Here is a 25,106-nt window from a genome sequence, read left to right on the forward strand (position 1 = left end):
AGATGGTTTTTCCGTTTAGAAGAACAGGATGCCGCCAACCGCCACGGCATCGCTTTCAGCCTTGTTGCCTGAGTGCGCCTTGGCTTGCGAATGGACATATTCCCCGATCAGCGTGACCCAACTGGTCAGGCCATAGCGAAGCTGGCCCACATAGCTGGAGTTCACCTTGAGCAAATTGGGGTTTGCCACCTGATCCGCAGCGCTGGCATAATCGAGCCGGCTTTCGCCGTAGCTGCCACCGATGGAGAACTTGCCAAAGGTTGCCATAGCTTGCGCATAGAAGCCTTCGCTGTCGCGCTTGGCAACACTGGTGCCGGTTTGCGGCACACCGGTATCGAACAGGCCAAGGACCGTGGTGCCAAGGCCGCTGCCGGTGTAGTAGTACCCCGTCGCCGTCAGCGGACCGACGGTGAGCTTGCCCCCCACGTCCACGCCGCTGCCGGTAAAGCTGCCACCCGCGACGAGATCATGCTTCTGCGTGACGCCTGAAACCCAGAGGCGCGTGGCCACATCGCCAAACTTGCCGTCATAGGTCACCTTGCCCTGAAAGCCGGGTGCCGAATTGCTCTCGGCAGGACCGGTAAGCGATGACAGTGGCTGAAATACACCTACGGACGCCTGAAGCCCACCGAAACTGGGCGAAGTGTAGGTAATCTGCGGCTGGAAGTCGGTATAGATATACCCCACGCCGATGCGACCGAGTGACGTGTTGCCCGGCGCCACGTTGCTGCCGGGCGTGCCCGCCGAAAGCAGCGTGATGTCGTTGAGGATCGCTTCCGACGCAAACAGGCCGATATCGCGACCGATCTTGAACGTGCCGATATCGGGCTTGCCAAACGTCATGAACGTCTGGCGGAAATCGATGCCCGCCGTGGCGAGCGCCGTGGGCTGGCCACCATTGTTGGCACCGAGCGCGCCCCACGCGGTGGAGTTGATGCCGGGATACATGCCGAAGGTCGCCCCCACGTCCCAGCCTGCCTGCTTCGTGGCGACCGAAACCTTGAGGAAGCCCGGCAGCAGACCGTTGCGGATCGCGCTGGAATTGTTCGCGCCGACATTGGCGATACCGCCAACCACCGCCGTGCGGGCGCTGGGCGTATCGGGATTGTCGTGCACATAGAAGCCGTTGACCGATCCTGAGAAGGTGATCGTGGCCGGGCCGACTTCAAGGCCGATGCCGCTGTCGGTCATCCGCACCATGCGGGTGGTATCGACCGATGCTTGCGCCTTTGCCATAGCATCGCCTGATGCCGAAGCTGGGCTGGGCGCGGCCTCCTCGGCCATCAGCTCGTTGTATTCCTCATCAGTGAGGATGCCCTTTTCGTGCAACCGCTTGAGCAGTTCGAGCGTGCCAGCGTGGGCGGGTGTTGCTGCAAGGGCAAGCGCGCCCATTGCAACCGAGGCGCAAAGCGCCCTCCTGATGTTCATTGTGTTCCCCTCCGTGAAGGCGTGTCGGTTATCCTGCGACTGCGGGGAACAATGCTGCGCAGCGCGAAACTGCGATATTGGACTTTGGGCGTTGGACTTTGGGATAAGAGGGCGGGATGGAACCGGGCGCTATTGCCCCAGCGCCACACCCCACGGCCCGCCGCCACCGGCAATCGTCGCCACAACGGAAAGCGTGGCCAGATCGACAACCGAAATCGAATCGCTCGCCCCGTTGGCCACGATGGCGCGGCTGCCATCCTTGGTGATCGCCAGATGCCAAGGCCGCTCACCCACTTTCACATAACCGCGCACAGCCAGAGTTGCGACATCGACTACCGCCACGCTGTCTGCCCGCCCCAGCGCGACGACTGCGGTGCGGCCATCGGGCGTAAAACGGATACCGCAAGGCATAACCTTATAGGCAGGCACGTCGGGCGGCGTGAACGTCAGCGTCCGCTCTATCGCTTTGCTGCCGACATCGACGACGTGAACGGTGCCCGCCATTTCCGCCGCGATCCAGACTTTTGCACCGTCGGCCGTAAATTCGATATGGCGGGGCCTTGCGTCCGTCTCCATCTCTTCCACGACCGCGCGTGTGGCCAGATCGATCCACGCCACCGCATTGTCCTCCTCGCTGGTAACGAGCAGCCAGCGACCATCGGGACTTTGCGCCACGCCTTCCGGCTCGTCTCCGACGGCCACCTGCCAAGCCACTTTGCGCGCCTCCAGATCAATGGCTGTAACCGCAGCATTGTCTTCGTTCGCGGCAAAAAGCAGTTTGCCATCCCACGATGGAAAGAACTGCTCAGGGTCCGCGCCCGATGGCAGCGTTGCGATCAAGGCACCCGTCATCGGATCGCGCATCTCGACGGCATTATCCGCGCTAGCGGCGACCAGCAGGGCCTTGCCATCGCGCGTCAGCGTAACACCGCGCGGGCGCTTGCCCACCGGCCATTCGGCCACGACCTTGCCCGCAGCGATATCGATCACGCTGATGGTAGAGCTGCGTTCGTTACTGACCCATGCGGTCTGGGCACAGGCGATTGCCGGGATGCACGATCCTGCTGAAACCAAAAGGGCTGCGATGATGTTTTTCATTGTCCTCTCCATGCCACGCAGCATTAGCCGCGCCAGCCCCGTGCTGAAATGGCACCTTGGTCTTGTACCATTGTCCAATTGGGCGATGCGCTGCGGTGTGAAAATACTTTTGCCAACGGTGCGAGCAGGCATGATTCTGCCGCACAGTCGCAGAGGATGTTTGACCGATGAAAATCCCCCTTGGCCGCGCGGCCTTGCTGACCGCTGCCGTCATCGCTTCGGCCACTGTTGCCACCCGGCTTTCCGCACATGGCGATGTCGTTCCGCAGGCGGTGGATACCTCCGCCCTTCCCGATATCGAAGGCGGCAACGATGCCTGGGTTGCATCCAACCCCTATCGCGGCAACGCCAAAGCCATCGAGATCGGCCAGTCCGCCTATGGCCAGAACTGCGCCCGCTGCCACGGACTTGATGCCATGTCCGGCGGCATCGCGCCCGATCTACGCTACTTGGAACTGGGCGATTCCGGCGATGAATGGTTCCTCGAACGGTTCCGGCACGGATCAAGCCATGACGGCAAAGTCTATATGCCTCCGTTCGGTGACGTGCTCGGCCAGAAGGCTGGCTGGGCCATCCGTAGCTGGCTCGAAACCAAGCATACTGACGAATGAGCCGCCCGGTATTGGGCCGCCGCGAATTTCTCGCCTCAGCCATCTTGTTCGCCGCCTTGCCATCCACGGCCAATGCTGCACCGCTTGAGAAGGTCAAAGACCTCGGAGTCCTTCGGGTCGGACTCTATGCGGACAACCGGCCGTGGTCATGGGCGGAAGGCGGGAAAGCGATGGGCATCGATGCCGATATCGCGCGCACGCTTGCCGAAGCGCTTGGCGTCCGCGCCGATATCCAGTTGTTCCTTGCCGACGAGGACATCTCTGACGATCTGCGCAACGTGGTCTGGCGTGGCGGCCTGCTGGGCTTCCAGCCTTGCGACGTGATGCTGCACGTCCCCTTCGACCGGACGCTGATGCAGCAAGAGAACAACGTCGTGTTTCTATCGCCCTACTATCGCGAAACGTTTGGCGCAGCATGTTCGCGCGAGGTCGGCAATTGCGAGGCGGCACCGGCAGCGTTCAAGGGACGCAAGGTTGCCGCAGAACTGGCGTCCATCCCCGATTTCTACCTGCTCGGCTATGCGGGTGGCACGCTGGCGAAGGATCTGATCCATCTGCCCACCGGCTATGGTGCTGCTGCAGCATTGACCGATGGTACGGCAGACTTTGCCGTAGCCACGACCGCGCAGATCGAAGCCGTGGTGAAAGATCATCCCGATGCGGGAATCAAGGTGCGAAAAGGCCCCCTTCCGATGATGATGTCTCCGGGCTGGGATATCGGTATCGCGGTAAAGGAAAACGCGCGCAATCTTGGCTTCGCGCTTGATGAAGCAATCGAAAAAATGATCGCAAACGGCCGCCTTGCAGCGATTTTCGCGCAGCATGGCGTCGCCTGGAAACCCGCTCTGGCCGCGCAGGCCTGAGCGCAGAAAAGCGATCATCACAGGCTCCGCGTGGAAGGCGTGGAGAACAGGGGGACGGGGATGCCGACTGCGACCGGTATCCCCCGAACCGCTGCATTCCCACACGCCTTTGCTGCGCTGCAAACCAAACGGCCCACTCTCATTTCCCAAGTCTTATCCCAAGGTGCAATTGTGCCTCTACCCCCAAGGGATAGGCTCAGCTTCGACGATTGGGGCAATGCGGCTGACCGGCAGTGCAGGCAGGATTCGCAACCCATCGGGCAAGAATAACCCAAACAGGAGGGACAGGATGAAGCGGCGTTTCTCAACACTTATCGCAGGGCTGGCGGCAGCGACCAGTCTGGCGGCGGCACCGGCCATTGCCGGCGGTCCGACCAGCGCGGATATCGTCAACGATGCTGCAACGCCCGGCGACGTGATCAGCTATGGCATGGGTCCGTGGCAGCAGCGTTTCAGCACGCTCGATAAGCTGAACACGCAGAACGTGACCAAGCTCATTCCCGTATTCGGTGCATCGCTGGGCGGCGAAAAGCAGCGTGGGCAGGAAGCGCAGCCGCTGGTCTATGACGGCACGATCTACGTCACCGGCTCCTATTCACGCCTCTTCGCATTCGATGCGCGCACCGGCGAAAAGAAGTGGGAATACAACGCCCGCCTGCCCGATGGCATCATGCCATGCTGCGACGTGGTGAATCGCGGCGCGGCAATCCACGGCGACAAGGTGATCTTCGCCACGCTAGATGCTCATCTCGTCGCGCTTGATCGCCACACTGGCAAAGTGCTGTGGAACAAGAAGACTGGCGAATATCAGGCAGGCTATTCGGCCACGGCAGCGCCGCTGATCGTCAAGGATATGGTGATCACCGGTAACTCCGGTGGTGAGTTCGGCATTGTCGGTGCGGTTCAGGCACGCAATGTCGATACGGGCGAGCTGGTATGGGAACGCCCGGTCATCGAAGGCCACGTCGGCACGCTGAAGGGCCAGCCCAACGGCATGACCGGCAAGCTCAACGCAAGCTGGACCGGCGATCTGTGGAAGACCGGCGGCGGCGCAACATGGCTTGGCGGCACTTATGACCCGTCGACCAACACCGTGTTCTTCGGCACCGGCAACCCCGGCCCGTGGAACAGCCACCTGCGCCCCGGCGACAACCTCTATTCCGCGTCCACGCTGGCAATCGACGTGGATACCGGCGTGATCAAGTGGCACTATCAGACCACCCCGCACGATGGCTGGGACTTCGACGGCGTGAACGAGTTTGTGCCCTTCGACGCCACGATCAAAGGCAAGCCGATGAAGCTGGGCGCGAAGGCTGACCGCAACGGCTATTTCTACGTGCTTGATCGCACCAACGGCAAGCTGATGGGCGCGCACAAGTTCGTCATGCAGACGACCTGGGCCAACGGCATCGACCTGAAGACCGGTCGCCCCAACTACGTCCCTGAAAACCGTCCGGGCGCGCCCGATGCCGCGGTAAAGGGCAAGTCCGTCTTCGCCAGTCCGTCGTTCCTTGGTGGCAAGAACTGGATGCCGATGGCGTTCTCACAGGATACCGGCCTGTTCTATGTGCCCAGCAACGATTGGGGCATGGACATCTGGAACGAACCCATCGCCTACAAGAAGGGCGCGGCCTATCTCGGCGCGGGCTTCACCATCAAGCCGATTGCCGATGATCACATCGGCGCGCTGCGTGCGATGGACCCGACCACCGGCAAGATTGTGTGGGAATACAAGAACAAGGCCCCGCTGTGGGGCGGCGTTCTGGCCACGCGCGGCAATCTGGTGTTCACCGGCACGCCCGAAGGCTTCCTGAAGGCGTTCGATGCCAAGACCGGTGCTGAACTGTGGAAGTTCCAGACCGGTTCGGGCGTGGTCGGCTCGCCCATCACGTGGGAGCAGGACGGCGAGCAATTTGTGGCCGTGATGTCGGGCTGGGGTGGCGCGGTGCCGCTCTGGGGTGGCGAAGTGGCCAAGACCTTCAAGGAAATCAGCCAGGGCGGAATGCTCTGGGTGTTCAAGCTGCCCAAGCAGTAAACCAAACTATCGGGAGCGCCCTGCGGCAACGTCTGGCGCTCCCCTCCCTCCCCGGGTAGGATCACATGCGCAATACCTACGTGCCGCAAACTGCAAGACTCGCTCAAAGCGCGGAGGCAGTCCCGGTCAACTTATTGAGGGGGACCATCATGGCTGATCTCGGTGCGCCAGACCGCGTGCTGATTGTCGATGATCACTCGCTGGTGCGCGATGGCCTGCGGTCGATCTTCGACGATGCCTATCCTGCCTGCACCATCCTCGAAGCCGACAGCCTCGAAGCTGCCTTGGGCACGCTCGAGCGCGAAGGCGATGTCGATCTGGTCTTACTCGATCTCAATATCCCCGACGTTTCGCATCTCTCCGGCCTTCAGGCCCTGCGCGAAGGATTTCCGGCAACGCCCGTGGTCATGGTGTCCGGCGTGACAGACCGCAATGTCGTGCGCGATGCGCTTGCCGCAGGGGCTGCAGGGTTCGTACCCAAAAGCCTGAAGCGCGCGGCCATCGTCGATGCACTCAATCAGGTGCTTTCGGGCGAAATCTACATGCCCGAACTCGAAGGCGATGAATCTGCTGCCGCCGAAGAAGACCTGATCCGCAGCCGCATCGAAAGCCTGACACCGCAGCAGCGCGTGGTCCTTGGCCATCTCGTCGCCGGTCTTCTCAACAAGCAGATCGCTTATGAACTGGACGTTTCGATGACGACCGTAAAAGCGCACGTTTCTGCCATCCTGCAGAAGATGAACGTGTTCTCGCGCACGCAGGCCGTAATCATGGCCGGGAAGATCGGCTTCAAAGGCAGCTAAAGAACATCACGCTGGCGCAGCAGCGCCCGCAATTGCGCAGGCTTCACCGGCTTATTCAGGATCGGCAGAGCGAGCGACGACAGGTGCGCTTTCGTCTCTTCGCTGCGGTCCGCCGTGATGACCATCGCCGGGATATCGCGCCCGGCATTCTGGCGCAGTTGCGCAATCGCTTCATCGCCGGTCAGACCATCATCAAGCTGATAGTCCACGATCAGCATCGCAGGGCCTTGGCGCAATCCCGCTATCGCAGCGGGATCGGCCGGATCGCGCGCGGCGATTACTTCCAGTCCCCAGTTCTCCAGCAGCGCTTCCATGCCGGAAAGAATGGCCGGATCGTTATCGATCACGATCACAAGGCCGCCGGTGCCGCTCGACCCGCCCTGCCCGGCCTCAACTGCCTTTACCACCGCCACCTGTGCAACGCGCGGCAGCGTGATCGAGAACGCCGAACCGGAACCAACGGTCGAATCCAGTTCCACCGCATGGCCCAGCATAGTCGAAACGCGGCGGACAATGGCCAGACCAAGACCCTTGCCGGGAATCTTCTGCGTCTTGCCCACACGGCGGAACTCGCCAAATATCTCTTCGCGATCCTGCAGCGCAATGCCGGGGCCGGTATCGCGCACGGTGACGCGCACCTGGTCGCCGTCCTCGCAAACCTCGACGGTTACGCTGCCCGTCTCGGTATAGCGGATGGCGTTGGAAACGAAGTTTTGCAGCACGCGCCGCAGCAATCGCGCATCGGACTGCACCCACAGCGCGGTTTCTGCCACGTCAAACCGCAATCCACCTGCCACGGCCAGCGGCCCAAACTCTACGCGCAAGGCATGAAGCAGCCCGCCCAGCGAATGGCCCGCGATTTCCGGCTGAATCGCGCCTGCATCAAGGCGCGAAATCTCGAACAGCGCTTCCAGCAAGTCCTCGACCGAATCCAGCGCGGTGCTGGCCTGCTGCACCAACAGACCGGCCCGATCAGGCAGGCTCAGCCCGTCTACCGCCGAAACGAACAGACGTGCCGCATTCAGCGGCTGCAACAGATCATGGCTCGCCGCCGCAAGGAAGCTGGTCTTTGATCGGTTCGCGGTTTCGGCCTCGTTCTTTGCCTCAACAAGCTGACGGTTCACCTCACTCAATTCCGCCGTGCGCTCAGTGACGCGCCGCTCCAGCAGTTCGGCCGTTTCGGTAAGCGAACGTTGCAGGCGGACATGATCGGTCACATCATCAAACGTGAACACCATTCCGCCACTGCTCAACGGCACCGACCGGATCACGAAATTGCGCCCCGCCATCAGGCAATCAGCCGAGAGCTGGGTCGTCGTCCCCTCGCGCCAAGCCAGCGCATCGGCGCATTCCAGGCCGAGGTGTTCCATGCACCACTGGATCAGTGCTTCGTGGCTTTCCACCTGCCGCATAAGCTCGCCGCCGCCCAGATCGAGCACGCGCACCAGCCCTTCATTCCACGCCTGCATGCGCCGCTGCGCATCGAGCAGACACACGCCTTCGGAAAGCGTGTCGAGAGTCGCTTGCAGCGCAAGGTTGCGCTCGGCCAGTTCCAGCGCACGCTGGCGGGCATCCTCCGCCTTGACCGAGGTGATGTCGGTGTAGATTCCGACAATGCCGCCATCGCTCGTGCGGATTTCGTTGATCTGGATCCAGCGTCCGTCGCTCATCGCCTGAACGTGCGCACCTTCGGCACGGCGATGGCGCTCTACCCTATCACTCAGCCACCGCTCCGGTGCCATGCGCGATCCAACCGTAGCGCCGGTAAAAGCCAGCCTGCTGGCCATTTCGGAAAATTCTGGCGTCTCTCCCGAAATTTCTTCGATAACCGGAAATATCTTCAAGAACGCGCGGTTGCACAGGATCAGCCGGTCATCGGCATCGTAGAGCGCGAAACCATCGTCCAGCGATTCAATCGCATCGCGCAACAGCACCCTTGCCGCCGTCGCATCCTCATTCGCCGCAGCCAGTTCTGCAATAACGCGATTCAACTCGCTCATCGCGGTTTCAAGGGCGCCAGTACGATCGCGCACCATCGCCTCGAGCGCGATGGCCGTCTCGAACATCGAAAACGCTCCGCCCTGCATATCGATGGACCGTTCCACGCGGTCCATCAGCGCGGCGTTGATCTTTTCCAGTTGCCGCACTCGCTCGCGCAGGCGGGCGGCTTCGCTGTCGTCGGTAGCAATGGATGCAGGGGCAGAATGCGTGGTCATTTCCCGATGGCCAGCCCCGTGAACGTCTGATTCATGTGCGCAGCCATGAACTGCTCGCCATAAGTGTTGAACCCGAAGACCCGCTTTTCGACATACATCTGCGATACCGTGCGCGCCATCTGCCGGTCCTCTGCGTCCAGCCGATTCAGCACGCAATCAAAGCCTATAACGTGATCGATCTCGCCCACCTTGCTTTCTATATCGGCAAACAGGCTTTCCATCGCACCTATGCGGTCCACCGGCTCTCCAATCGAAAGCACCACGCCGGTATCAATGGCGCAATAGAACGTCAGTGATCCGTCATTGTTCACGCTCTGGATGGACCGCACATGAAACTGCCCTCCTGTCCGCACTATAGGCGGATGGGCGGCAAAGAAATGCGCGTCGAGTTCGGCACAAGGGCTGCCTGCCAGACGGCGATATTCCTCTGCCGCAGGCGCAGCATTGATTTCCTGCACCACACGCGATTCCGGGTCAGCCTCGGTAATCACCATCTTGGCCGGGCCGGGTTTGTAGAAGTTGGCGCAAAACACATGCAGCGGCTTGGCGGTGGTCAGCAGGACGATCACTGCTGCATCGGCATGAAACCGCCCTTCATGCAGGATCGCCGTGTTGCGGAAGGAAAGTCCGTCCCCGCTCGATCCTCCGATCAATTGGATATCACCAAGCGCGTGTTGCGCGGTCATCGTCAGCAGTTCTTCACGGTGCGAAAGCCCATCGACCAGAAACAGCGCTACCTGATTGGGGCGGCCTTCGGGTGAACGTTCGACCCGTTCCTGCGCCACCAGTTGCCGTATCGCCGCCTGTGCCGATTGCGGATCGAACCGGTCGAGATCGTCAAAGCGCAACGACGCGATGGAAAACACGTTTGCCGGAAACCCGATGAGCACCACGCTGCGGGTGTCATAGCCACGATCGGTCAGCTCGCCGGCGCTGGTGCAGCCGAATAGCTGTACATCGGGCAATTGCACGGCCAGTTCACGCTGCAAGGCTTCGCGTGGATAGGTGTTGGAACAGAACAGCAACGCGCCTGAAAGTTCCGCACCGGCCAGTGCTTCGGCGAGTTCGCCCACAGCCGTCGCCGGGTCCACCGCGCGCGACGTGACAGTGATCAGCCCGCCAGATGTCACAGGAGATGCAGCCTGACCGGAAGGTATCGCGGGCCGCTTATCGACATCAACTTGCAGCATCCTTTGCTTCCTCTTCCCCCGGCCCGCACCTCTTTGAACGCATGACCATCATCCCGGTTGAAGTCTAAGGCGCGCCGGTGGTTCCGCCAAGCGCAATCGCGTCGCCGCGCGGCGGTTCTCCCGCTTTCTCAAGCAGTTCTGCTTCCTCGTCGGTAAACACGCGACTACGTACTATGAAACGCACGCCTTCGGGTGCCTCAAGGCTCATCCCGGCCCCGCGGCCCGGCACCACATCGATGGTAATCTGCGTGTGCCGCCAATATTCAAACTGCGCCGCCCCGATCCATACCGGCACATCATCCGACACATGGCCCAGCAGCACATCCTGCCCGCCAACGCGGAACTCACCCGCCTGAAAGCACATCGGCGCAGAGCCGTCGCAACACCCGCCCGACTGGTGGAACATCAACGGCCCATGCTGCACCTTCAGCCGCGCCATCCATTCCAGCGCAGCAGTGCTCGCCAACACGCGAGAAGGCAGGACGTTCAAACGACTTCCGTGATCAACACGGAGGCGCCGCCGGTCGCAAAATTGGCGATGTCGGCGGTCGCGGCTTGGGCCTCTGGCGATGACATTCCAGAAGCCATCGCAGCTTCGTCGGCAAAATAAATCTGGGCGACGCGGTAATAAGGCGGCGCGCTACCGTCTGCGCCGGCCATGCCCTTAAGCAGAACAATCTTTTCGACCGAAGGAATTTTCGCCGCAATCGGCATGTGCGTTTCAGCGTAGTAGCGCTCGAACGCCTGCGGGTCGGCGGGAGCATTATACATCACGTTGACAACCATCTGCGTCATCATCTCTCTCCACATAGGCGCTCTTGCGGCACCTGCTTGAACGGCCTTTGGCGCGCCCGGCCAGAAGCCGTAGCGCGCCGCATTGCCGCCGGACGACAGCCTCAGAAGAAGCCGAGCGCCTTGGGGCTGTAGCTGACCAGAAGGTTCTTGGTCTGCTGATAGTGGTCCAGCATCATCTTGTGCGTTTCACGCCCGATGCCCGACTGCTTGTAACCGCCGAATGCCGCGTGCGCTGGATAGGCGTGATAGCAGTTGGTCCATACGCGCCCGGCCTGAATGCCCCGTCCAAAACGATAGGCCCGCGTACCATCGCGCGTCCACACCCCGGCACCAAGGCCATAGAGCGTATCGTTGGCGATGGAGAGCGCTTCTTCATCGCTGGAGAACTTGGTCACCGAAAGCACCGGGCCGAAGATTTCCTCCTGGAAGATGCGCATCTTGTTGTGGCCTTCCAGCACGGTCGGCTGCACGTAATAGCCATCGGCCAGTTCGCCGGTGTGCATCGCACGCTCACCGCCGGTCAGCACTTTGGCCCCTTCGTCCTTGCCAATCTGGATATAGCTCAGGATCTTTTCCATCTGGTCGTTCGATGCCTGCGCGCCGATCATCGTCGAAGGATCGAGCGGGCTGCCCAGCTTGATAGCTTCGACACGGGCAATCGCCTTTTCCATGAAACGGTCATAGATCGATTCATGCACCAGTGCGCGGCTCGGACAGGTGCAGACCTCACCCTGATTGAGCGCGAACATGGCAAAGCCTTCCAGCGCCTTATCCAGATAATCGTCGTCGGCGTCCATGACGTCAGCAAAGAAGATGTTCGGGCTTTTTCCGCCCAGTTCCAACGTGCACGGAATCAGGTTCTCGCTGGCATACTGCATGATCAGCCGCCCGGTCGACGTTTCGCCGGTGAACGCGATCTTGCTGATGCGCTTGTTGGTGGCCAGCGGCTTGCCCGCTTCGATGCCAAATCCGTTCACGATGTTGAGCGTACCTGCCGGCAGGATATCGGCAACCAGTTCCGCCAGCACAAGGATCGACATCGGCGTCTGCTCGGCGGGCTTCAGCACCACGCAGTTCCCGGCTGCCAGCGCCGGCGCCAGCTTCCACGCCGCCATCAGGATCGGGAAGTTCCACGGAATGATCTGACCGACCACGCCCAGCGGTTCGTGGAAGTGATATGCCACGGTATCGTGGTCGATTTCCGCAATCGAACCCTCCTGCGCGCGGACGCAGGCGGCGAAGTAACGGAAGTGGTCGATGGCCAGCGGAATGTCGGCAGCCATTGTTTCGCGGATCGGCTTGCCGTTGTCGATCGTCTCGACCATCGCCAAAAGATCAAGGTTGGCTTCAAGCTTGTCGGCAACGCGCAGCAACACGTTCGACCGTTCCGTGCTCGAAGCCTTGCCCCAAGCGTCCTTGGCCGCGTGCGCTGCATCGAGCGCCAATTCGATATCGTCCGCCGTGCCGCGTGCCACTTGACACACGACCTGCCCGGTCACCGGCGAGATATTGTCGAAATACTGCCCGCGCACGGGGGCGACCCATTTCCCGCCAATGAAATTTTCATACTTGTCGCGAATGAGCGAGTCGCCGGTGAATTTGCTCATGGCCTGCTGCAACATCCCCGTTCCTCCGATGAATTGTTGTTAGGATCGGCGGCACTGTGCGCGCCTCGCCCATGCACGCCAATTGTACCTTGGAACGACACTCCAGCCCGCTGCGGATGACCACCGTTTTGTGACTTGCTGCGTGCACGGCTTGCGCCGATGCTCGCCCCTCGCCTATTTGCGATGCAACAAGGCCGAAACATGGATCGGCGATTCGCAGACACAGGCACTCCACGCAGCGTGATTCGATGAAGGGCTTGTCGTTGCCAGTTCCCAGCATCATCGTTGCCTTCTGCGCGGCCGTGGTCATGTACCTTGGCGGTTCTGGCTTCTGGATGTCGCTGGCGATCCTGCTGGTCTGGCTTGCCACACTCTGGCTGGCCCGGCCAGAACCCACCGTCGAAACGATAGACCGCGATGATGGCAGCGTCTCACGTCAGGCGATGGTCGAACTTGTCGAACCCTTCGGCCTTCCCGTCCTTATGCTCGATGGTCAGCGCATCGCTGCCGCCAACGCCGCCGCGCGCGAAGAACTGGGCGCGCATATCGTCGGACAGGACGCCCGCGTTGCCTTGCGTCACCCCGAAGCCATCGGCCTGCTGCAAAAGCCGCAGGGGCGCGCACTGGTTCGCGGGCTCACCGGCGCGCGCAGCATCTGGCAGGTCAGCCGCGTCCCAATCGATGAACGATTCTCGCTGATCGAAATGGTCAACCGCACGGCAGAAGCCGACATCAGCCGCGCACACACCGATTTCGTCGCCAATGCCAGTCACGAGTTGCGCACCCCCCTCGCCTCGATCATCGGCTATATCGAGACATTGGCAGACCCCGATGCCAAGGTCGACGCAGCAACAGCGGCAAAGTTCCACGCCACGGTGCTGCGCGAAGCACGCCGCCTGCAAAGCCTTGTCGAAGATTTGATGTCGCTTTCGCGTATCGAGGCGGAGAAACACGAACTCCCGCGTGATCGCATCGATCTTGGCCAGATGGTGGGGACAATCGCCAGCGAAACCGCGATGACCGTGGGCGAAGACCGCCTCAAGGTGGAAACCGTCGAGGCGGTCGTCATGGGCGATCGTCAGCAACTGGACCAGCTTGTTCGCAACCTGATCGACAACGCCTTCAAATATGGCGATTCTCAAGCTCCCGTTTCCGTCTCCGTCGGTGTGGTGCAGGGCGAAGCTGAGCTTATCGTGGCCGACCGTGGCGAGGGCATCCACCCCGATCACCTCCCCTACCTTACCCGACGGTTCTATCGCACCGATCCGGGGCGTAGCCGCACCGCGGGCGGAACCGGTCTTGGCCTTGCCATCGTGAAGCACATTGTCGAACGCCATCGGGGGAAGCTCGATATCGCCAGCACGCTGGGCAAAGGCACCACTGTCACGGTGCGCATTCCGCTCGTTTTGCAACAGAACGTTGCTGCCGACCCGTCATTGTCATAAACCTGTCACGCAGCCGTCGCATTGGCCGCCCTGCCAACAGGGATAAAGGCTATACCGATGTCGATGATTCGCAATGTTGCCCTTTCAGCCGCCGCGCTTTCGGCGCTCGCTCTTGCCGGTTGCGGTTCGCAGGAAGCGGCCACCCGTGATCAGGTGCGCGCCGTCGGCTCGTCCACCGTTTACCCCTTTGCCAAGGCCGTGGCCGAATCGCTGGCGAAGGCTGATCCCTCGCTCAAGTCTCCGATCATCGAATCGACCGGCACCGGCGCGGGCATGAACCTGTTCTGCGGTGGTGTCGGTGCGCAGTTCCCCGATATCGCCAACGCATCACGCCGGATGAAGAAGTCCGAGTTCGAAGCGTGCGAGAAGAACGGCGTCAAGGAAATCGTTGAAATTCAAGTCGGCCTCGATGGCGTCGCCTTTGCCGAAGCGCAGGCTGGCCCTGGCATCGCGCTCACCCCCGAAGACGTCTACAAGGCCCTCGCCAAGAACCCCTATGGCAAGCCGCAGACGTTCAAGACCTGGAAGGACGTAAACCCGTCGCTCCCCGCCGAACCGATTCTCGTCTACGGCCCGCCTTCCACTTCGGGGACGCGCGATGCGCTGAAGGAACTGATCCTCGCCAAGGGCTGCGACGAAAACGCCGAAATGAAGGCGCTGAAAGACAGCGACAAAGACAAGCACGACAAGATCTGCACCGAAGTGCGCGATGATGGTGCCTATGTCGATGCCGGTGAGAACGACAACCTGATCGTCCAGAAGATCGAAGCGAATCCGAAGGCGATCGGCGTATTCGGCTTCTCCTACCTTGAAGAGAACAAGGGTCGTATCAAGGGCCTGACGATGAAGGGGGTCGAGCCGACTTACGCCACGATCTCGGACTTCAGCTATCCCGGTGCGCGCCCGCTCTACATCTATGTGAAGAAGGCGCACCTGAAAGCAATTCCAGGATTGCAGGCATTTGTCACTGAATGGTCAAAGCTCTGGGGCAAGGATGGCACACTTGCCAAGCTCGGCATGGTCGTCGCACCTGACGATGTGCTTGCGGGCAGCGCCAAGGCTGTTAACGACCTTCCGGTTCTTGACGGTTCGCAGTTGAAGTAAGTTACAGGGGAATACCGGGGGTCATGTCGCCAGCCATTCTGCTTCTGCTCGCCTTCGGGCTGAGCCTTTTGGGCTGGCTGGCGGCACGTTCCCGCGCCTGGGCCTTCCGCAAGGCCGCGCCCGGCGTCCGCCTGCATTCACTGCCCAATTTCCACGGCTGGTACGTCGCCCTCTGGGTCGGCGTGCCTGCCCTGCTTTTTGCCGTGCTGTGGAACGCGATCAGTCCTTCTCTGGTCACGGCACAGGTTCTTGCCGATCCTGCCGCATCAGTGCTTCCCGCCTTCGGATTCGAACGGGAAACCTTTCTGGCAGAGGCGCGCGCGGTTGCGTCGGGTAATGCTTTCGGCGTGTTCAATGATGCTGCGCAAGCCCTCGTAGAGCCATACCGCGCGGCGCTCACGCTCTATAATTCCATCGGCCTTGCGGTCACGATCCTCGTGGCTTTCGCGGGCGGAGCGTTTGCTTTCCTGCGCCTCAAGCCCGATTTCACGGCGCGCACGCGGGTGGAACGTGCAGTTCTGGCCCTGTTGATGATCGCATCTATGGTGGCCATCCTCACCACCATCGGCATTATCGTCAGCCTCGTGTTCGAAACCGCCCGGTTCTTCGGCATGGTTTCACCGATAGACTTCCTGTTCGGCACCCACTGGTCGCCCGATCCGATGAGTTCCGGCGCGCCTGATGGCAAGGTTTACGGCGCGATCCCGCTGTTCTGGGGCACGATCTACATCGGCGCGATCATCGCTATGATCGTCGCGATCCCGCTCGGCCTGATGAGTGCGATCTTCCTGACGCAATATGCCAGCAACGGTGTGCGCAAGGTGATGAAGCCGCTGCTCGAAATTCTCGCGGGCGTGCCTACCGTCGTCTACGGCTATTTCGCTGCGCTCACGGTCGCCCCGCTGGTGCGCGATGCGGCCCATGCCATCGGCATTTCCAGCGCGTCCACCGAAAGCGCGGTCGCCGCAGGGCTTGTCATGGGCATCATGATCATTCCCTTCGTCTCCTCAATGGCGGACGATTCCATCGCGGCCGTTCCGCAATCCCTGCGCGACGGCAGCCTTGCAATGGGCGCGACCACATCGGAAACGATCCGCAAAGTGCTGGTTCCTGCAGCCCTGCCCGGTATCGTCGCAGGCGTCATGCTGGCCATCAGCCGCGCTATTGGCGAAACCATGATCGTGGTCATGGCCGCCGGGGCCTCGGCCAATCTCACCGCCAATCCGTTCGAAAGCATGACCACGGTCACCTTCCAGATCGTCGCCATGCTGACCGGCGAAGGCAGCTTCGATCACCCCGCCACGCTCTCCGCCTTCGCGCTCGGCATGGTGCTGTTCCTCGTCACGCTGACGCTGAACTTCATCGCCCTGCGCGTGGTAAAGCGTTACCGCGAAGCATATGACTGAGGCCTCCCGGATGACCTCCGCCACCCCTTCCTTCGAAGATATTCAGGCCCGCCGCCGCGCCATGATGGAGCGCGGTCTGGCGGCCCGCAAAAAAGCCGACCGCCGTTTCCGCTGGCTGGGTTTTGTCGCTGTTGCCTTTTCGGCGCTCATGCTCCTGCTCTTGCTGGTGAACATGAGTTCGGCAGGCATCGCCGGTTTCCAGCGCAGCGAAGTGCGTTTCGACGTTCCGCTGGCTGGCGCAATGCAGATCGATGCCGAACGTCTGACCCAGCCCGATCCGATGGGCGGGCTGGAACTCGCCGGCCTCGAAAAGGTGGTAGACAACGCCGCCCGCAACGCACTCGGCCCCGATGCCGACGATATTCTCGCAAATGGCGCATGGCGCGAAGTGGCGGACAAGCTGATCGAAGACCCCGGTCTGCTCAACGGCACCATCAAGGTTTCGCTCCCCGCGAGCGATGCTCTCGCCCGCGCAATGCGTGGCGATGGCGATCCCGCACTGCAATCGCTCGCAACAAAGCTCAAAGCCGAAGGCAAGCTGGTCCGCCAGTTCGACAAGGGCTTTCTGACCCGCTCCGATGCCACCAGCCCTCAATCGGTCGGCATCTGGGGGGCGCTCAAGGGTTCGATGCTGACGATGTTCGTCACGCTCGTCCTCGCCTTTCCGGTGGGCGTGCTCGCCGCGCTCTACCTTGAAGAATACGCGCCGAAGAACCGCTGGACCGACTGGATCGAGATTTCGATCAACAATCTCGCGGCCGTTCCCTCGATCATTTTCGGCCTGCTCGGCCTTGCCGTATTCCTCGCAATCTTCCCGCACTATCGCTCCGCCCCGCTGATCGGCGGCATGACGCTGGCCCTGATGACCATGCCCGTCATCGTCATTTCCGGCCGCAACGCGATCAAGGCGGTGCCGCCCTCGATCCGCGATGCCGCGCTCGCTATCGGTGCCAGCAAAGTGCAGGTCGTGTTCAACCATGTCCTGCCGCTGGCTCTGCCCGGCATTCTCACCGGCACGATCATCGGCATGGCTCGCGCGCTGGGCGAAACCGCGCCGCTGCTGATGATCGGGATGCGCGCCTTCGTCGCCAGCCCGCCTTCGGGTTTCACCGCACCGTCGAGCGTTCTCCCGGTGCAGATTTTCCTGTGGTCGGACGAGATCGACCGCGGCTTCGTCGAACGCACCAGCGCGGCGATTGTCGTCCTCCTCGTCTTCCTGCTCCTGATGAACGGTCTTGCGATCTACTTGCGCAACCGCTTCGAAAAACGGTGGTAAAATGAACGCTGAAGCGATCCAGACTGAGCCGCAGGGGCAGGACAAGCCCTACTTCGACGCGCCCCTGAAGATGAGCGCGAAGAACGTCTCGGTATTCTATGGGGACAAGCGCGCGATCGACGATGTTTCGATCGAAATCCCGCAGCGCTATGTCACCGCCTTCATTGGCCCATCGGGCTGCGGCAAATCCACGTTCCTGCGTTCCTTGAACCGCATGAACGACACCATCCCCAACGCCCGCGTCGAAGGCGATATCCTGCTCGATGGGCAGGATATCTACAAATCGGGCATGGACGTGGTGCAATTGCGCGCCCGCGTGGGCATGGTGTTCCAGAAGCCGAACCCCTTCCCCAAGTCGATCTACGAAAACATCGCCTATGGGCCGAAAATCCACGGCATCACCGGCAGCAAGGCAGAGCTTGACGAGATCGTCGAGCAATCGCTGCGCCGCGCCGGCCTGTGGGATGAAGTGAAGGACCGCCTGTCCGACAGCGGCACCGCGCTTTCCGGCGGCCAGCAGCAGCGCCTGTGCATCGCCCGCGCCATCGCGGTCGATCCCGAAGTCATCCTGATGGACGAACCGTGCTCCGCGCTCGATCCCATCGCCACCGCGCGTATCGAAGAACTGATCGACGATCTGCGGGGCCGTTATGCCATCGTCATCGTCACCCACTCGATGCAGCAGGCCGCGCGCGTTTCGCAGCGCACCGCCTTCTTCCACTTGGGTAAGGTCGTTGAATACGGCAAGACTTCCGATATCTTCACCAATCCGCGCGAAGAACGGACCAAGGACTATATCACCGGCCGCTACGGCTGAGCCGCGCAACAGGGCATAAGAGGACGACATGGTGGCCGAACATACCGTCAAGGCATTCGACGAGGACATCACCCGGCTGCGCGGCCTTGTCGCGGAGATGGGTGGCCTGGCCGAACTTTCCGTGTCCGAAGCAATGGACGCGCTGGTTCGTGGCGATCACGAACTCGCCAAGGGTGTGATCGCGCGTGACAAGCGCATCGATCAGCTTGAGGCCGAAGTCGATAAACTCGCCATTCGCGTCCTCGCCCTGCGCGCGCCGATGGCCGACGATCTGCGCGAAGTCATTGCCGCGCTGAAAATCGCGGGCGTGATCGAACGCATCGGTGATTATGCCAAGAACATCGCCAAGCGCGTCGGCATCATCGAAGGCCGCAAACGGTTCGAACCGCTCACCCTTCTACCCGCGATGAACGAACTGGCCGCCGATATGGTCCACGACGTTCTGACCGCGTTTGCCGCCCGCGATCCGATCAGCGCCGAAGAAATCGTGCAGCGCGATGCCAAGGTCGATGCCTTCTACGATTCGATCTTCCGCAACCTCGTGTCGTTCATGGTCGAAAATCCGGCCACGATCAGCAGCGCCGCACAGCTCCTGTTCGTCGCGCGCAATATCGAACGCATTGGCGATCATGCCACGAACATCGCGGAAATGGTCTATTACGCCGCCACCGGCGCGAACCTGCCAGAGCGCGAGGAAGTGTTGCCACCGGCCTGACCGTCCTTTTGCGGCTTCGTCACACGGTGGTAACATTAAGCGTGCTTTGGCAGTATAACTGTCATGGAGGTTCGCTTGCCTGCTCCGAAATTGCTGCTGGTTGAAGACGATACGGCACTGGCCGAGCTGGTCGAATACCGCTTTCGCGGCGAAGGCTACGATGTCCGCACCACCGACGATGGCGATGAAGCCCTGCTTCTCGCTGCCGAGGATGCGCCCGATCTCGTCCTTCTCGACTGGATGATCGGCGGCACCAGCGGTATCGAAGTTTGCCGCCGCCTGCGCCGGAACAAGGATACGGCACACGTTCCGATCATCATGCTCACCGCGCGGTCGGACGAGGATGACCGCATTCGCGGGCTGGAAACCGGCGCGGACGATTACGTCACAAAGCCCTTCTCACCGCGCGAACTGATTGCCCGCGTCGGCGCGGTCCTGCGCCGCGTGCGCCCCGCGCTGGCGGGCGAAACGATCACGGTTGGCGATCTCTCACTCGATCCCACCGCGCACCGCGTTACCCGTCGCGGCGCACCGATGAAGGTCGGCCCCACTGAATTTCGCCTGCTTAAACACTTCATGGAGCATCCGGGCCGCGTGTTCTCACGCGGGCAGTTGCTCGATGCGGTCTGGGGCAGCGGCAGCGATATCGAACTGCGCACGGTGGACGTCCACATCCGCCGCTTGCGTCAGGCCATCGCCATTCCTGGCGCGGCCGATCCGGTCCGCACCGTGCGCTCCGCCGGTTACGCTCTTGAAGGCGTCTGACGGCTCAAAGGTCTTTGGCGATCAACTGGCGGTTGTATTCGAAAACACCCGCCGGTTCGGTGCAAGGCCCATCCCGCACCGCCACGCAATACTGCTGCTCGAAGACCGGCGCGTCGGGCGACATGCACCCGGCAAAGCGATAGGCCGCAGGCAATTCGCCGAGATGCTCTATCGGCGCAACCGCCACGTTGTAGCGGGGCTGTGCCAGCGATGCTGATGCCGCGCCGTCGAGCAGCAGGGCTGGCACGTCCCGATTGAGCATGGCGCGCGACATGAACGGCACGTCGCGGATGCGGTATGTCGCCACGCCGCACAGACCCGGCACGGATCGCACAGTGCGCATCGCCTTGAGCGGCGCCTGCCCGATGGTCCAGTTTATTGCGAACGGCTGAACTGCACCTAGATGCACAGAGAACACCAACCATAGCACCAACAGCAGCGCAAACCGCCGTTTCGGCACGCTTTTTTGCCCTTTGCGCGCCAGCCATTTCAGCAGGTCAACCGATCCGATTGCGGCCAGCAAAACGATCAGCATCACCCCCAAAAGGATGAAGCGATACTCCTTGTGCCCGATGCCGGAATGCACCGCGATGACAGCCAGCGCCGTCGCCAGCAACATCGGATAGCGCTTTGCCCCAAAGATCAGCGATGGCACGATCAGCACGGCGGCAAACTGCCATTGCCAAGCCAACACGCGCAGATACCAGTCCGCCGCTTCTACCCCGTAGGCATAGCTGCGGTTGACAAAAACGTTCGCGAAGACGTTGTTATATATCCACAAAAATGGAATCTGCCCCATCGCGACATTGGCGAGAACATCCACCAGAACGCCGCATGTCGCCCCGCCCAGCAACGGAAACCATGCCCGCCGGACTTCCAGCCTGCCCGCCCACAGAAACGGGATCGCCAGCGCCGGTCCCAGCGGAAACCGCGCGATAAAGCCCAGCCCCAGCAGAAACCCGCCCAGCAAGGCATCGCGCCGCACCCCACCATCACGAAACCGCACCAGCAGCGCCAGCCCCGGCAGGATCGCCAGTGCGGCAAAGCTGTCGCTTGATGGGCGCGCCGCGAAGTAGGCAAAGTCTACCCAGATTGCGGTGACGAATGCGGCGGCGATGGCATGTTGCCGTCCTGCCCGCGCCCCCAGAACCCACGCGGCCCATACCGTTCCGAGCGATGCGAACGCCATCGCGATGCGCGGCAGAAGAAGATGCAATTCCCCTGCCGGATCAAGCAGATACCCTAACCAAACCGGCGGCAGCATTGCCAGCGGGATCAGCCATGACCGGATGCCAAGGCGAATGTCCCAAGTGCGTATCCAGTCGCCCGTGACCAGACCGTAGGCTGGTTCGACATACTGCCAGATCTCGTCCGGGTGGTGATAGACCGTGAACCAAGCAACCGGCAGTCGGACCGCCAGAGCCAGCAGCATCAACCCGGCCAGTGCCGGGTCCAAACGGCATTGCGCTTTGGATGCGTTGCTGCCCGTCCGATCCTGCACCGTCAGTGGGAAAAATAGGTCGTGATGTCGAGATCGGCCACCGTGATCCAGCCATTCACGTAATTTGCGTAATAGAACACGAAAGCAATGGCGGAAAGGATCGTGGCGCGAAAGGCAATGCGGCGCGGGTTGAAATTCCCCGGCGCGCTATCGGCCTGCCCGGCCACTTTCGCCTGCCCCAGTTCGTCATGCGTGCGCACGCCAAAAGGCAGCACGATGAACGCCGACATGACCCAGAACAGGCCGTAGATCGCGATGATCGACGTGATTTTCATGCGCGCGCCTCAGCTTTCCCGCAGCAAGACCTGAACAACCGGCTTCTTGCCCGACCAGCGCTGCCCGGTGCGGCGCACCGCAAGCCGCACGGTTTCAGCCACGGCCAAGCGGTCGCGCTTGCGATCCCCTTTGAGCTTGCGCACGGCCTCTGCCGCCTCGACCTTTGCCTCAGCAATGAAGGCTTCCATATCCTCGTCCAGCGGGATGCCGATGGCGCCGATATCGACGTCTGACGTCAGCACGCCATCGTGCCGCACGGCCAGCGCAACACTGATCAGCCCGTTCTGCGAAAGCTTGCGCCGCGCCACCACGCCTTCGCCATCGGCAGGCGCAATGATATCGCCATCCAGCACGAGCCGCCCGGCGCGCTCTTCCGAAATCTTCTTCGGCCCATCGGGGGCAAGCCGGATCAGATCGCCGTTCTTTTGCAGGATTGCCTTCGGAATGCCCTCACTCAGCCCCAGTTGCGCCTGCTCGGCCATATGGCGAATTTCACCGTGGACCGGCACGAGAATTTCCGGCTTGATCCAGTCGTAAAGCGCAACCAGTTCCGGCCGTCCCGGATGCCCGGAAACGTGGATCATCGACTGGCGGTCGGTCACGATCCGCACGCCCTTTTCAACCAGCGCGTTCTGGATGCGGCCAATCGCCAGTTCGTTGCCGGGAATCTGACGGCTGGAAAACAGCACGACATCGCCCTTTTCGAGCCGCACCGGGTGCTGCTCCCCGGCGATGCGGGCCAAAGCCGCGCGCGGCTCCCCTTGCCCGCCCGTGGCCAGCACCAGCAATTCGCCGCGTGGGACGTCCATCGCGTCGTCCATGTGGACCAGATCAGGCAAGTTTTTCAGATAACCGCAGGATTTCGCCACACGGATGATCCGGTCGAGCGAGCGTCCGGCCACGCAAAGCTGCCGCCCGGTAGCCTGGGCCACTTCGCCCAGCGTCTGCAACCGCGCCACGTTGGATGCAAACGTGGTGACGACCACGCGCCGTCCCTTTTGCGCCGCCACCGCTTCAAGCAGGCCCGCACGCACTTCACCTTCGGAACCCGAAGGCTTGGGATTGAAAACGTTGGTGGAATCACACACCAGCGCCAGCACGCCATCATCACCGATAGCAGTCAGTTCTTCCTCGGTCGCGGGCGTGCCGATCCGCGGTTCATCGTCCAGCTTCCAGTCGCCGGTGTGGAATATCTTTCCATGCGGCGTATCGATCAGGAGCGCGTTGCCTTCAGCAATCGAGTGCGCCAGCGGAACGTAACGAATGCCGAACGGGCCAAGCTGAAAACGGTCGAGATGGTCGATGATGTTAAGTTCGACTTCATCCTCGATCCCGGCCTCGACCAGCTTTTCATGCACCAGTTTGGCGGTGAACGGCGTGGCATAAAGCGGCACCCCAAGGTCTTGCGCAAAATAGGGCACCGCACCGATGTGGTCTTCGTGCGCGTGCGTCAGCACCACGCCCACCAGATCATCAAGTCGCTGCTCGATGAAATCCAGATCCGCGAAAACCAGATCGATGCCAGGGTAGTAGGGATCGGCGAAAGTCATGCCGAGATCGACCATCAGCCACTTGCCGTCACAGCAATAGAGATTGACGTTCATCCCGATTTCACCCGATCCACCGAGCGCGAGAAACAGGAGTTCTTTGGACGATTTCACGATTGCGCCACTCGTTCGGCAAGAATGGCCAGACCATCAAGCGTCAGATCTGTGTCCACATGATCAAAAATATCGGTGTGATCACCGAACAGCACGGCAAGACCACCTGTGGCCACTACCTTTGCCGGGCGACCGATTTCGGCCCGCATCCGCGCGATCAGGCCTTCCATCATCGAAACATAGCCCCAAAACACGCCGATGTGCATCTGGTCTTCGGTGTTGCGGCCGATGACGCTTCTGGTGCGAGTCGGTGCTTCGATGGCAATACGCGGCAGCTTGGCCGCTGCGTTGACCAGCGCATCAAGCGAAAGGTTGATGCCCGGCGCGATGATCCCGCCCTTGTAGGCACCGTTGAAGTCCACCACATCGAATGTCGTTGCCGTGCCGAAATCAACCACGATCAGGTCACCGGGATACTTGGCGTGCGCCGCCACCGCATTGACCGCACGATCAGCGCCGAGCGAGCGCGGCTCATCCACATCGGCTTCGAAACCCCATTCGACGGGCGGCTGCCCCGCGACCAGCGGGTCCAGACCGAAATACTTTTGCGACAGAACGGTCAGGTTGTGCAGCGCGCGCGGTACGACCGTGGAAATCAGGATCTGGCTTACCACCTTGGCATTCAGGCCCTGCAACTGCATGAGTTGCAGCAGCCACACGGCATATTCGTCCGCCGTGCGGCGCGGATCGGTCGCCACGCGCCAGCGCGCCTTGATCTCGCGCCCCTGAAACAGCGCAAAAACGATGTTGGTATTGCCGACGTCAACCGCCAGAAGCATGGGAACCTACCATATCTATGTCGCCCGCGTGGATGGCACGGACCGCGCCATCCGCCAAGCGCAGAAGGGCAACGCCATCGTCATCGATGCCACCAAATGCGCCGATAATGGTGCCCTGATCGCGATCCTTGACCGAAACGAGCGTGCCTGTGGGCAATGCTCGCGCCAGCCACTGCTGCCGCAGCAGCGGCCATTCGCCATAGTGCCAACGGTCGACCGCGTCGCGAAAACGGGCAGCCAGTTCGGCAGCGAAAGCATCGCGGCTTACCGTAAAGCCCAGCGCCGCAAGGCTCGTCGTCGCGCGGTCCGCCAGATCGGGTGCCTGTGCCAGATTAACGCCGATACCCACGACCACGGCATCGCCATGCCTCTCCAGCAGGATGCCCGCCAGCTTGGCCTCATCAACCAGAAGATCGTTCGGCCATTTTAGCCGCAAACCTTGAAGTTCCGGGGCCAGAGCGGCAACCGCTTCATGCGCGGCCAGCCCTGCGACGAGCGCCAAAGTCTGCGGCAAAGGATCGGCGGCGCGCAACTGCACCACTGTCGACCCCATGAAGTTGCCATAGCCATCCGACCACGCACGCCCGGCCCGCCCGCGCCCGGCGCTTTGCCGGTCAGCGATCAGCCAGTCACCCTCGGTCAAACGCTCTCCCCCGCCAAGGCGCGCAAGCAGCGCACCGTTGGTCGAAGGGATTTCCGCGACGGTTTCGATCAA

At 61.6% G+C, this 25,106-nt stretch carries 23 protein-coding genes; 11 read left to right on the top strand and 12 right to left on the bottom strand.

What is annotated here, in order from left to right; genetic code table 11:
- Positions 1-15: 15 nt before the first annotated feature.
- Both HGI47_RS04570 and HGI47_RS04575 read right to left on the bottom strand, forming a co-directional pair.
- Positions 16-1,428 carry a porin gene (locus HGI47_RS04570; RefSeq protein WP_168851598.1) on the bottom strand — a complete coding sequence of 471 codons (1,413 nt, stop codon included), beginning with the start codon at positions 1,426-1,428 and terminating at the stop codon, positions 16-18.
- 129 nt (positions 1,429-1,557) lie between these two features.
- Complete coding sequence (locus tag HGI47_RS04575) at positions 1,558-2,526, bottom strand: PQQ-dependent catabolism-associated beta-propeller protein (protein WP_168851599.1); 969 nt, start codon at positions 2,524-2,526, stop codon at positions 1,558-1,560.
- Positions 2,527-2,693: 167 nt separating this feature from the next.
- Here HGI47_RS04575 and pedF point away from each other — a divergent pair, with 167 nt between their 5' ends.
- The 4 genes from pedF (at position 2,694) to HGI47_RS04595 (ending at position 6,838) form a co-directional block, all read left to right on the top strand.
- On the top strand, positions 2,694-3,137 hold the full coding sequence (pedF, locus tag HGI47_RS04580; protein ID WP_168851600.1) for a cytochrome c-550 PedF: 444 nt from the start codon (positions 2,694-2,696) through the stop codon (positions 3,135-3,137).
- The gene (locus tag HGI47_RS04585; protein WP_168851601.1) at positions 3,134-4,000 is read left to right on the top strand and encodes an ABC transporter substrate-binding protein; all 867 of its coding nucleotides are present in this window, start codon (positions 3,134-3,136) and stop codon (positions 3,998-4,000) included. The genes pedF and HGI47_RS04585 overlap by 4 nt, the downstream gene beginning before the upstream one ends.
- Positions 4,001-4,289: 289 nt before the next feature.
- On the top strand, positions 4,290-6,035 hold the full coding sequence (locus tag HGI47_RS04590) for a methanol/ethanol family PQQ-dependent dehydrogenase (RefSeq protein ID WP_168851602.1): 1,746 nt from the start codon (positions 4,290-4,292) through the stop codon (positions 6,033-6,035).
- A gap of 149 nt (positions 6,036-6,184) precedes the next feature.
- Positions 6,185-6,838, top strand: coding sequence for a response regulator transcription factor (locus HGI47_RS04595; protein WP_168851603.1), 654 nt, complete (start codon positions 6,185-6,187; stop codon positions 6,836-6,838).
- Here HGI47_RS04595 and HGI47_RS04600 read toward each other — a convergent pair.
- From HGI47_RS04600 to adh, 5 genes are all read right to left on the bottom strand, one after another.
- A complete protein-coding gene (locus HGI47_RS04600) occupies positions 6,835-9,054 on the bottom strand; it encodes a PAS-domain containing protein (protein WP_168851604.1) in 2,220 nt (739 codons plus the stop codon). The two genes, HGI47_RS04595 and HGI47_RS04600, sit on opposite strands and share 4 nt — an antisense overlap.
- On the bottom strand, positions 9,051-10,244 hold the full coding sequence (locus HGI47_RS04605) for an FIST N-terminal domain-containing protein (RefSeq protein WP_168851605.1): 1,194 nt from the start codon (positions 10,242-10,244) through the stop codon (positions 9,051-9,053). Before HGI47_RS04605 ends, HGI47_RS04600 begins: the two co-directional genes overlap by 4 nt.
- A gap of 64 nt (positions 10,245-10,308) precedes the next feature.
- Positions 10,309-10,683 (bottom strand): DUF779 domain-containing protein, encoded by a 375-nt coding sequence (locus HGI47_RS04610; RefSeq protein ID WP_168851821.1) that lies wholly within the window; start codon positions 10,681-10,683, stop codon positions 10,309-10,311.
- A gap of 47 nt (positions 10,684-10,730) precedes the next feature.
- Entirely contained in the window at positions 10,731-11,039 is a 309-nt protein-coding gene (locus tag HGI47_RS04615; protein WP_168851606.1) for an EthD family reductase, read from the bottom strand.
- Positions 11,040-11,140: 101 nt separating this feature from the next.
- Positions 11,141-12,661 carry an aldehyde dehydrogenase gene (gene adh, locus HGI47_RS04620; protein ID WP_168851607.1) on the bottom strand — a complete coding sequence of 507 codons (1,521 nt, stop codon included), beginning with the start codon at positions 12,659-12,661 and terminating at the stop codon, positions 11,141-11,143.
- Positions 12,662-12,894: 233 nt separating this feature from the next.
- Here adh and HGI47_RS04625 point away from each other — a divergent pair, with 233 nt between their 5' ends.
- From HGI47_RS04625 to phoB, 7 genes are all read left to right on the top strand, one after another.
- The gene (locus HGI47_RS04625) at positions 12,895-14,091 is read left to right on the top strand and encodes a cell wall metabolism sensor histidine kinase WalK (protein ID WP_168851608.1); all 1,197 of its coding nucleotides are present in this window, start codon (positions 12,895-12,897) and stop codon (positions 14,089-14,091) included.
- A 57-nt stretch (positions 14,092-14,148) separates the two neighbouring features.
- The gene (locus tag HGI47_RS04630) at positions 14,149-15,195 is read left to right on the top strand and encodes a substrate-binding domain-containing protein (protein ID WP_240949982.1); all 1,047 of its coding nucleotides are present in this window, start codon (positions 14,149-14,151) and stop codon (positions 15,193-15,195) included.
- A gap of 23 nt (positions 15,196-15,218) precedes the next feature.
- Positions 15,219-16,601, top strand: coding sequence for a phosphate ABC transporter permease subunit PstC (pstC, locus tag HGI47_RS04635; protein WP_168851609.1), 1,383 nt, complete (start codon positions 15,219-15,221; stop codon positions 16,599-16,601).
- A 10-nt stretch (positions 16,602-16,611) separates the two neighbouring features.
- Positions 16,612-17,877, top strand: coding sequence for a phosphate ABC transporter permease PstA (pstA, locus tag HGI47_RS04640; RefSeq protein WP_240949983.1), 1,266 nt, complete (start codon positions 16,612-16,614; stop codon positions 17,875-17,877).
- A gap of 1 nt (position 17,878) precedes the next feature.
- Entirely contained in the window at positions 17,879-18,694 is an 816-nt protein-coding gene (pstB, locus tag HGI47_RS04645) for a phosphate ABC transporter ATP-binding protein PstB (protein WP_168851611.1), read from the top strand.
- A 28-nt stretch (positions 18,695-18,722) separates the two neighbouring features.
- The gene (phoU, locus tag HGI47_RS04650) at positions 18,723-19,409 is read left to right on the top strand and encodes a phosphate signaling complex protein PhoU (protein WP_168851612.1); all 687 of its coding nucleotides are present in this window, start codon (positions 18,723-18,725) and stop codon (positions 19,407-19,409) included.
- Positions 19,410-19,484: 75 nt separating this feature from the next.
- Positions 19,485-20,174 (top strand): phosphate regulon transcriptional regulator PhoB, encoded by a 690-nt coding sequence (gene phoB / locus HGI47_RS04655; protein ID WP_168851613.1) that lies wholly within the window; start codon positions 19,485-19,487, stop codon positions 20,172-20,174.
- Positions 20,175-20,178: 4 nt separating this feature from the next.
- Here phoB and HGI47_RS04660 read toward each other — a convergent pair whose 3' ends face one another.
- The 5 genes from HGI47_RS04660 to HGI47_RS04680 all read right to left on the bottom strand — a co-directional run bounded on the left by HGI47_RS04660 (position 20,179) and on the right by HGI47_RS04680 (position 25,106).
- Positions 20,179-21,606, bottom strand: a complete 1,428-nt coding sequence (locus HGI47_RS04660; protein WP_168851614.1) for a mannosyltransferase — start codon at positions 21,604-21,606, stop codon at positions 20,179-20,181.
- Between the two features lie 71 nt (positions 21,607-21,677).
- Complete coding sequence (locus tag HGI47_RS04665) at positions 21,678-21,950, bottom strand: DUF1467 family protein (protein WP_168851615.1); 273 nt, start codon at positions 21,948-21,950, stop codon at positions 21,678-21,680.
- A 9-nt stretch (positions 21,951-21,959) separates the two neighbouring features.
- Positions 21,960-23,612, bottom strand: a complete 1,653-nt coding sequence (locus HGI47_RS04670; RefSeq protein ID WP_168851616.1) for a ribonuclease J — start codon at positions 23,610-23,612, stop codon at positions 21,960-21,962.
- Positions 23,609-24,391: a type III pantothenate kinase gene (locus HGI47_RS04675; protein WP_168851617.1), complete on the bottom strand. Its 783-nt coding sequence runs from the start codon at positions 24,389-24,391 to the stop codon at positions 23,609-23,611. Before HGI47_RS04675 ends, HGI47_RS04670 begins: the two co-directional genes overlap by 4 nt.
- Positions 24,375-25,106, bottom strand: a complete 732-nt coding sequence (locus tag HGI47_RS04680) for a biotin--[acetyl-CoA-carboxylase] ligase (protein WP_206065995.1) — start codon at positions 25,104-25,106, stop codon at positions 24,375-24,377. Before HGI47_RS04680 ends, HGI47_RS04675 begins: the two co-directional genes overlap by 17 nt.

It is taken from the genome of Novosphingobium sp. ERN07 (assembly GCF_012641335.1).
Classification (GTDB): Bacteria; Pseudomonadota; Alphaproteobacteria; order Sphingomonadales; family Sphingomonadaceae; genus Novosphingobium.

What these genes read in the sequence shown, in the direction of transcription:
- HGI47_RS04570 (WP_168851598.1), bottom strand. Translation starts at nt 1,428, where the DNA reads ATGAACATCAGGAGGGCGCTTTGCGCCTCGGTTGCAATGGGCGCGCTT.
- HGI47_RS04615 (WP_168851606.1), bottom strand. Translation starts at nt 11,039, where the DNA reads ATGACGCAGATGGTTGTCAACGTGATGTATAATGCTCCCGCCGACCCG.
- HGI47_RS04610 (WP_168851821.1), bottom strand. Translation starts at nt 10,683, where the DNA reads ATGGCGCGGCTGAAGGTGCAGCATGGGCCGTTGATGTTCCACCAGTCG.
- pstA (WP_240949983.1), top strand. Translation starts at nt 16,612, where the DNA reads ATGACCTCCGCCACCCCTTCCTTCGAAGATATTCAGGCCCGCCGCCGC.
- pstC (WP_168851609.1), top strand. Translation starts at nt 15,219, where the DNA reads ATGTCGCCAGCCATTCTGCTTCTGCTCGCCTTCGGGCTGAGCCTTTTG.
- HGI47_RS04660 (WP_168851614.1), bottom strand. Translation starts at nt 21,606, where the DNA reads ATGCTGCTGGCTCTGGCGGTCCGACTGCCGGTTGCTTGGTTCACGGTC.
- adh (WP_168851607.1), bottom strand. Translation starts at nt 12,661, where the DNA reads ATGTTGCAGCAGGCCATGAGCAAATTCACCGGCGACTCGCTCATTCGC.
- HGI47_RS04585 (WP_168851601.1), top strand. Translation starts at nt 3,134, where the DNA reads ATGAGCCGCCCGGTATTGGGCCGCCGCGAATTTCTCGCCTCAGCCATC.
- HGI47_RS04605 (WP_168851605.1), bottom strand. Translation starts at nt 10,244, where the DNA reads ATGCTGCAAGTTGATGTCGATAAGCGGCCCGCGATACCTTCCGGTCAG.
- HGI47_RS04590 (WP_168851602.1), top strand. Translation starts at nt 4,290, where the DNA reads ATGAAGCGGCGTTTCTCAACACTTATCGCAGGGCTGGCGGCAGCGACC.
- HGI47_RS04665 (WP_168851615.1), bottom strand. Translation starts at nt 21,950, where the DNA reads ATGAAAATCACGTCGATCATCGCGATCTACGGCCTGTTCTGGGTCATG.
- HGI47_RS04625 (WP_168851608.1), top strand. Translation starts at nt 12,895, where the DNA reads ATGAAGGGCTTGTCGTTGCCAGTTCCCAGCATCATCGTTGCCTTCTGC.
- HGI47_RS04630 (WP_240949982.1), top strand. Translation starts at nt 14,149, where the DNA reads ATGTCGATGATTCGCAATGTTGCCCTTTCAGCCGCCGCGCTTTCGGCG.
- HGI47_RS04675 (WP_168851617.1), bottom strand. Translation starts at nt 24,391, where the DNA reads ATGCTTCTGGCGGTTGACGTCGGCAATACCAACATCGTTTTTGCGCTG.
- HGI47_RS04595 (WP_168851603.1), top strand. Translation starts at nt 6,185, where the DNA reads ATGGCTGATCTCGGTGCGCCAGACCGCGTGCTGATTGTCGATGATCAC.
- HGI47_RS04575 (WP_168851599.1), bottom strand. Translation starts at nt 2,526, where the DNA reads ATGAAAAACATCATCGCAGCCCTTTTGGTTTCAGCAGGATCGTGCATC.
- HGI47_RS04600 (WP_168851604.1), bottom strand. Translation starts at nt 9,054, where the DNA reads ATGACCACGCATTCTGCCCCTGCATCCATTGCTACCGACGACAGCGAA.
- pedF (WP_168851600.1), top strand. Translation starts at nt 2,694, where the DNA reads ATGAAAATCCCCCTTGGCCGCGCGGCCTTGCTGACCGCTGCCGTCATC.
- pstB (WP_168851611.1), top strand. Translation starts at nt 17,879, where the DNA reads ATGAACGCTGAAGCGATCCAGACTGAGCCGCAGGGGCAGGACAAGCCC.
- phoU (WP_168851612.1), top strand. Translation starts at nt 18,723, where the DNA reads ATGGTGGCCGAACATACCGTCAAGGCATTCGACGAGGACATCACCCGG.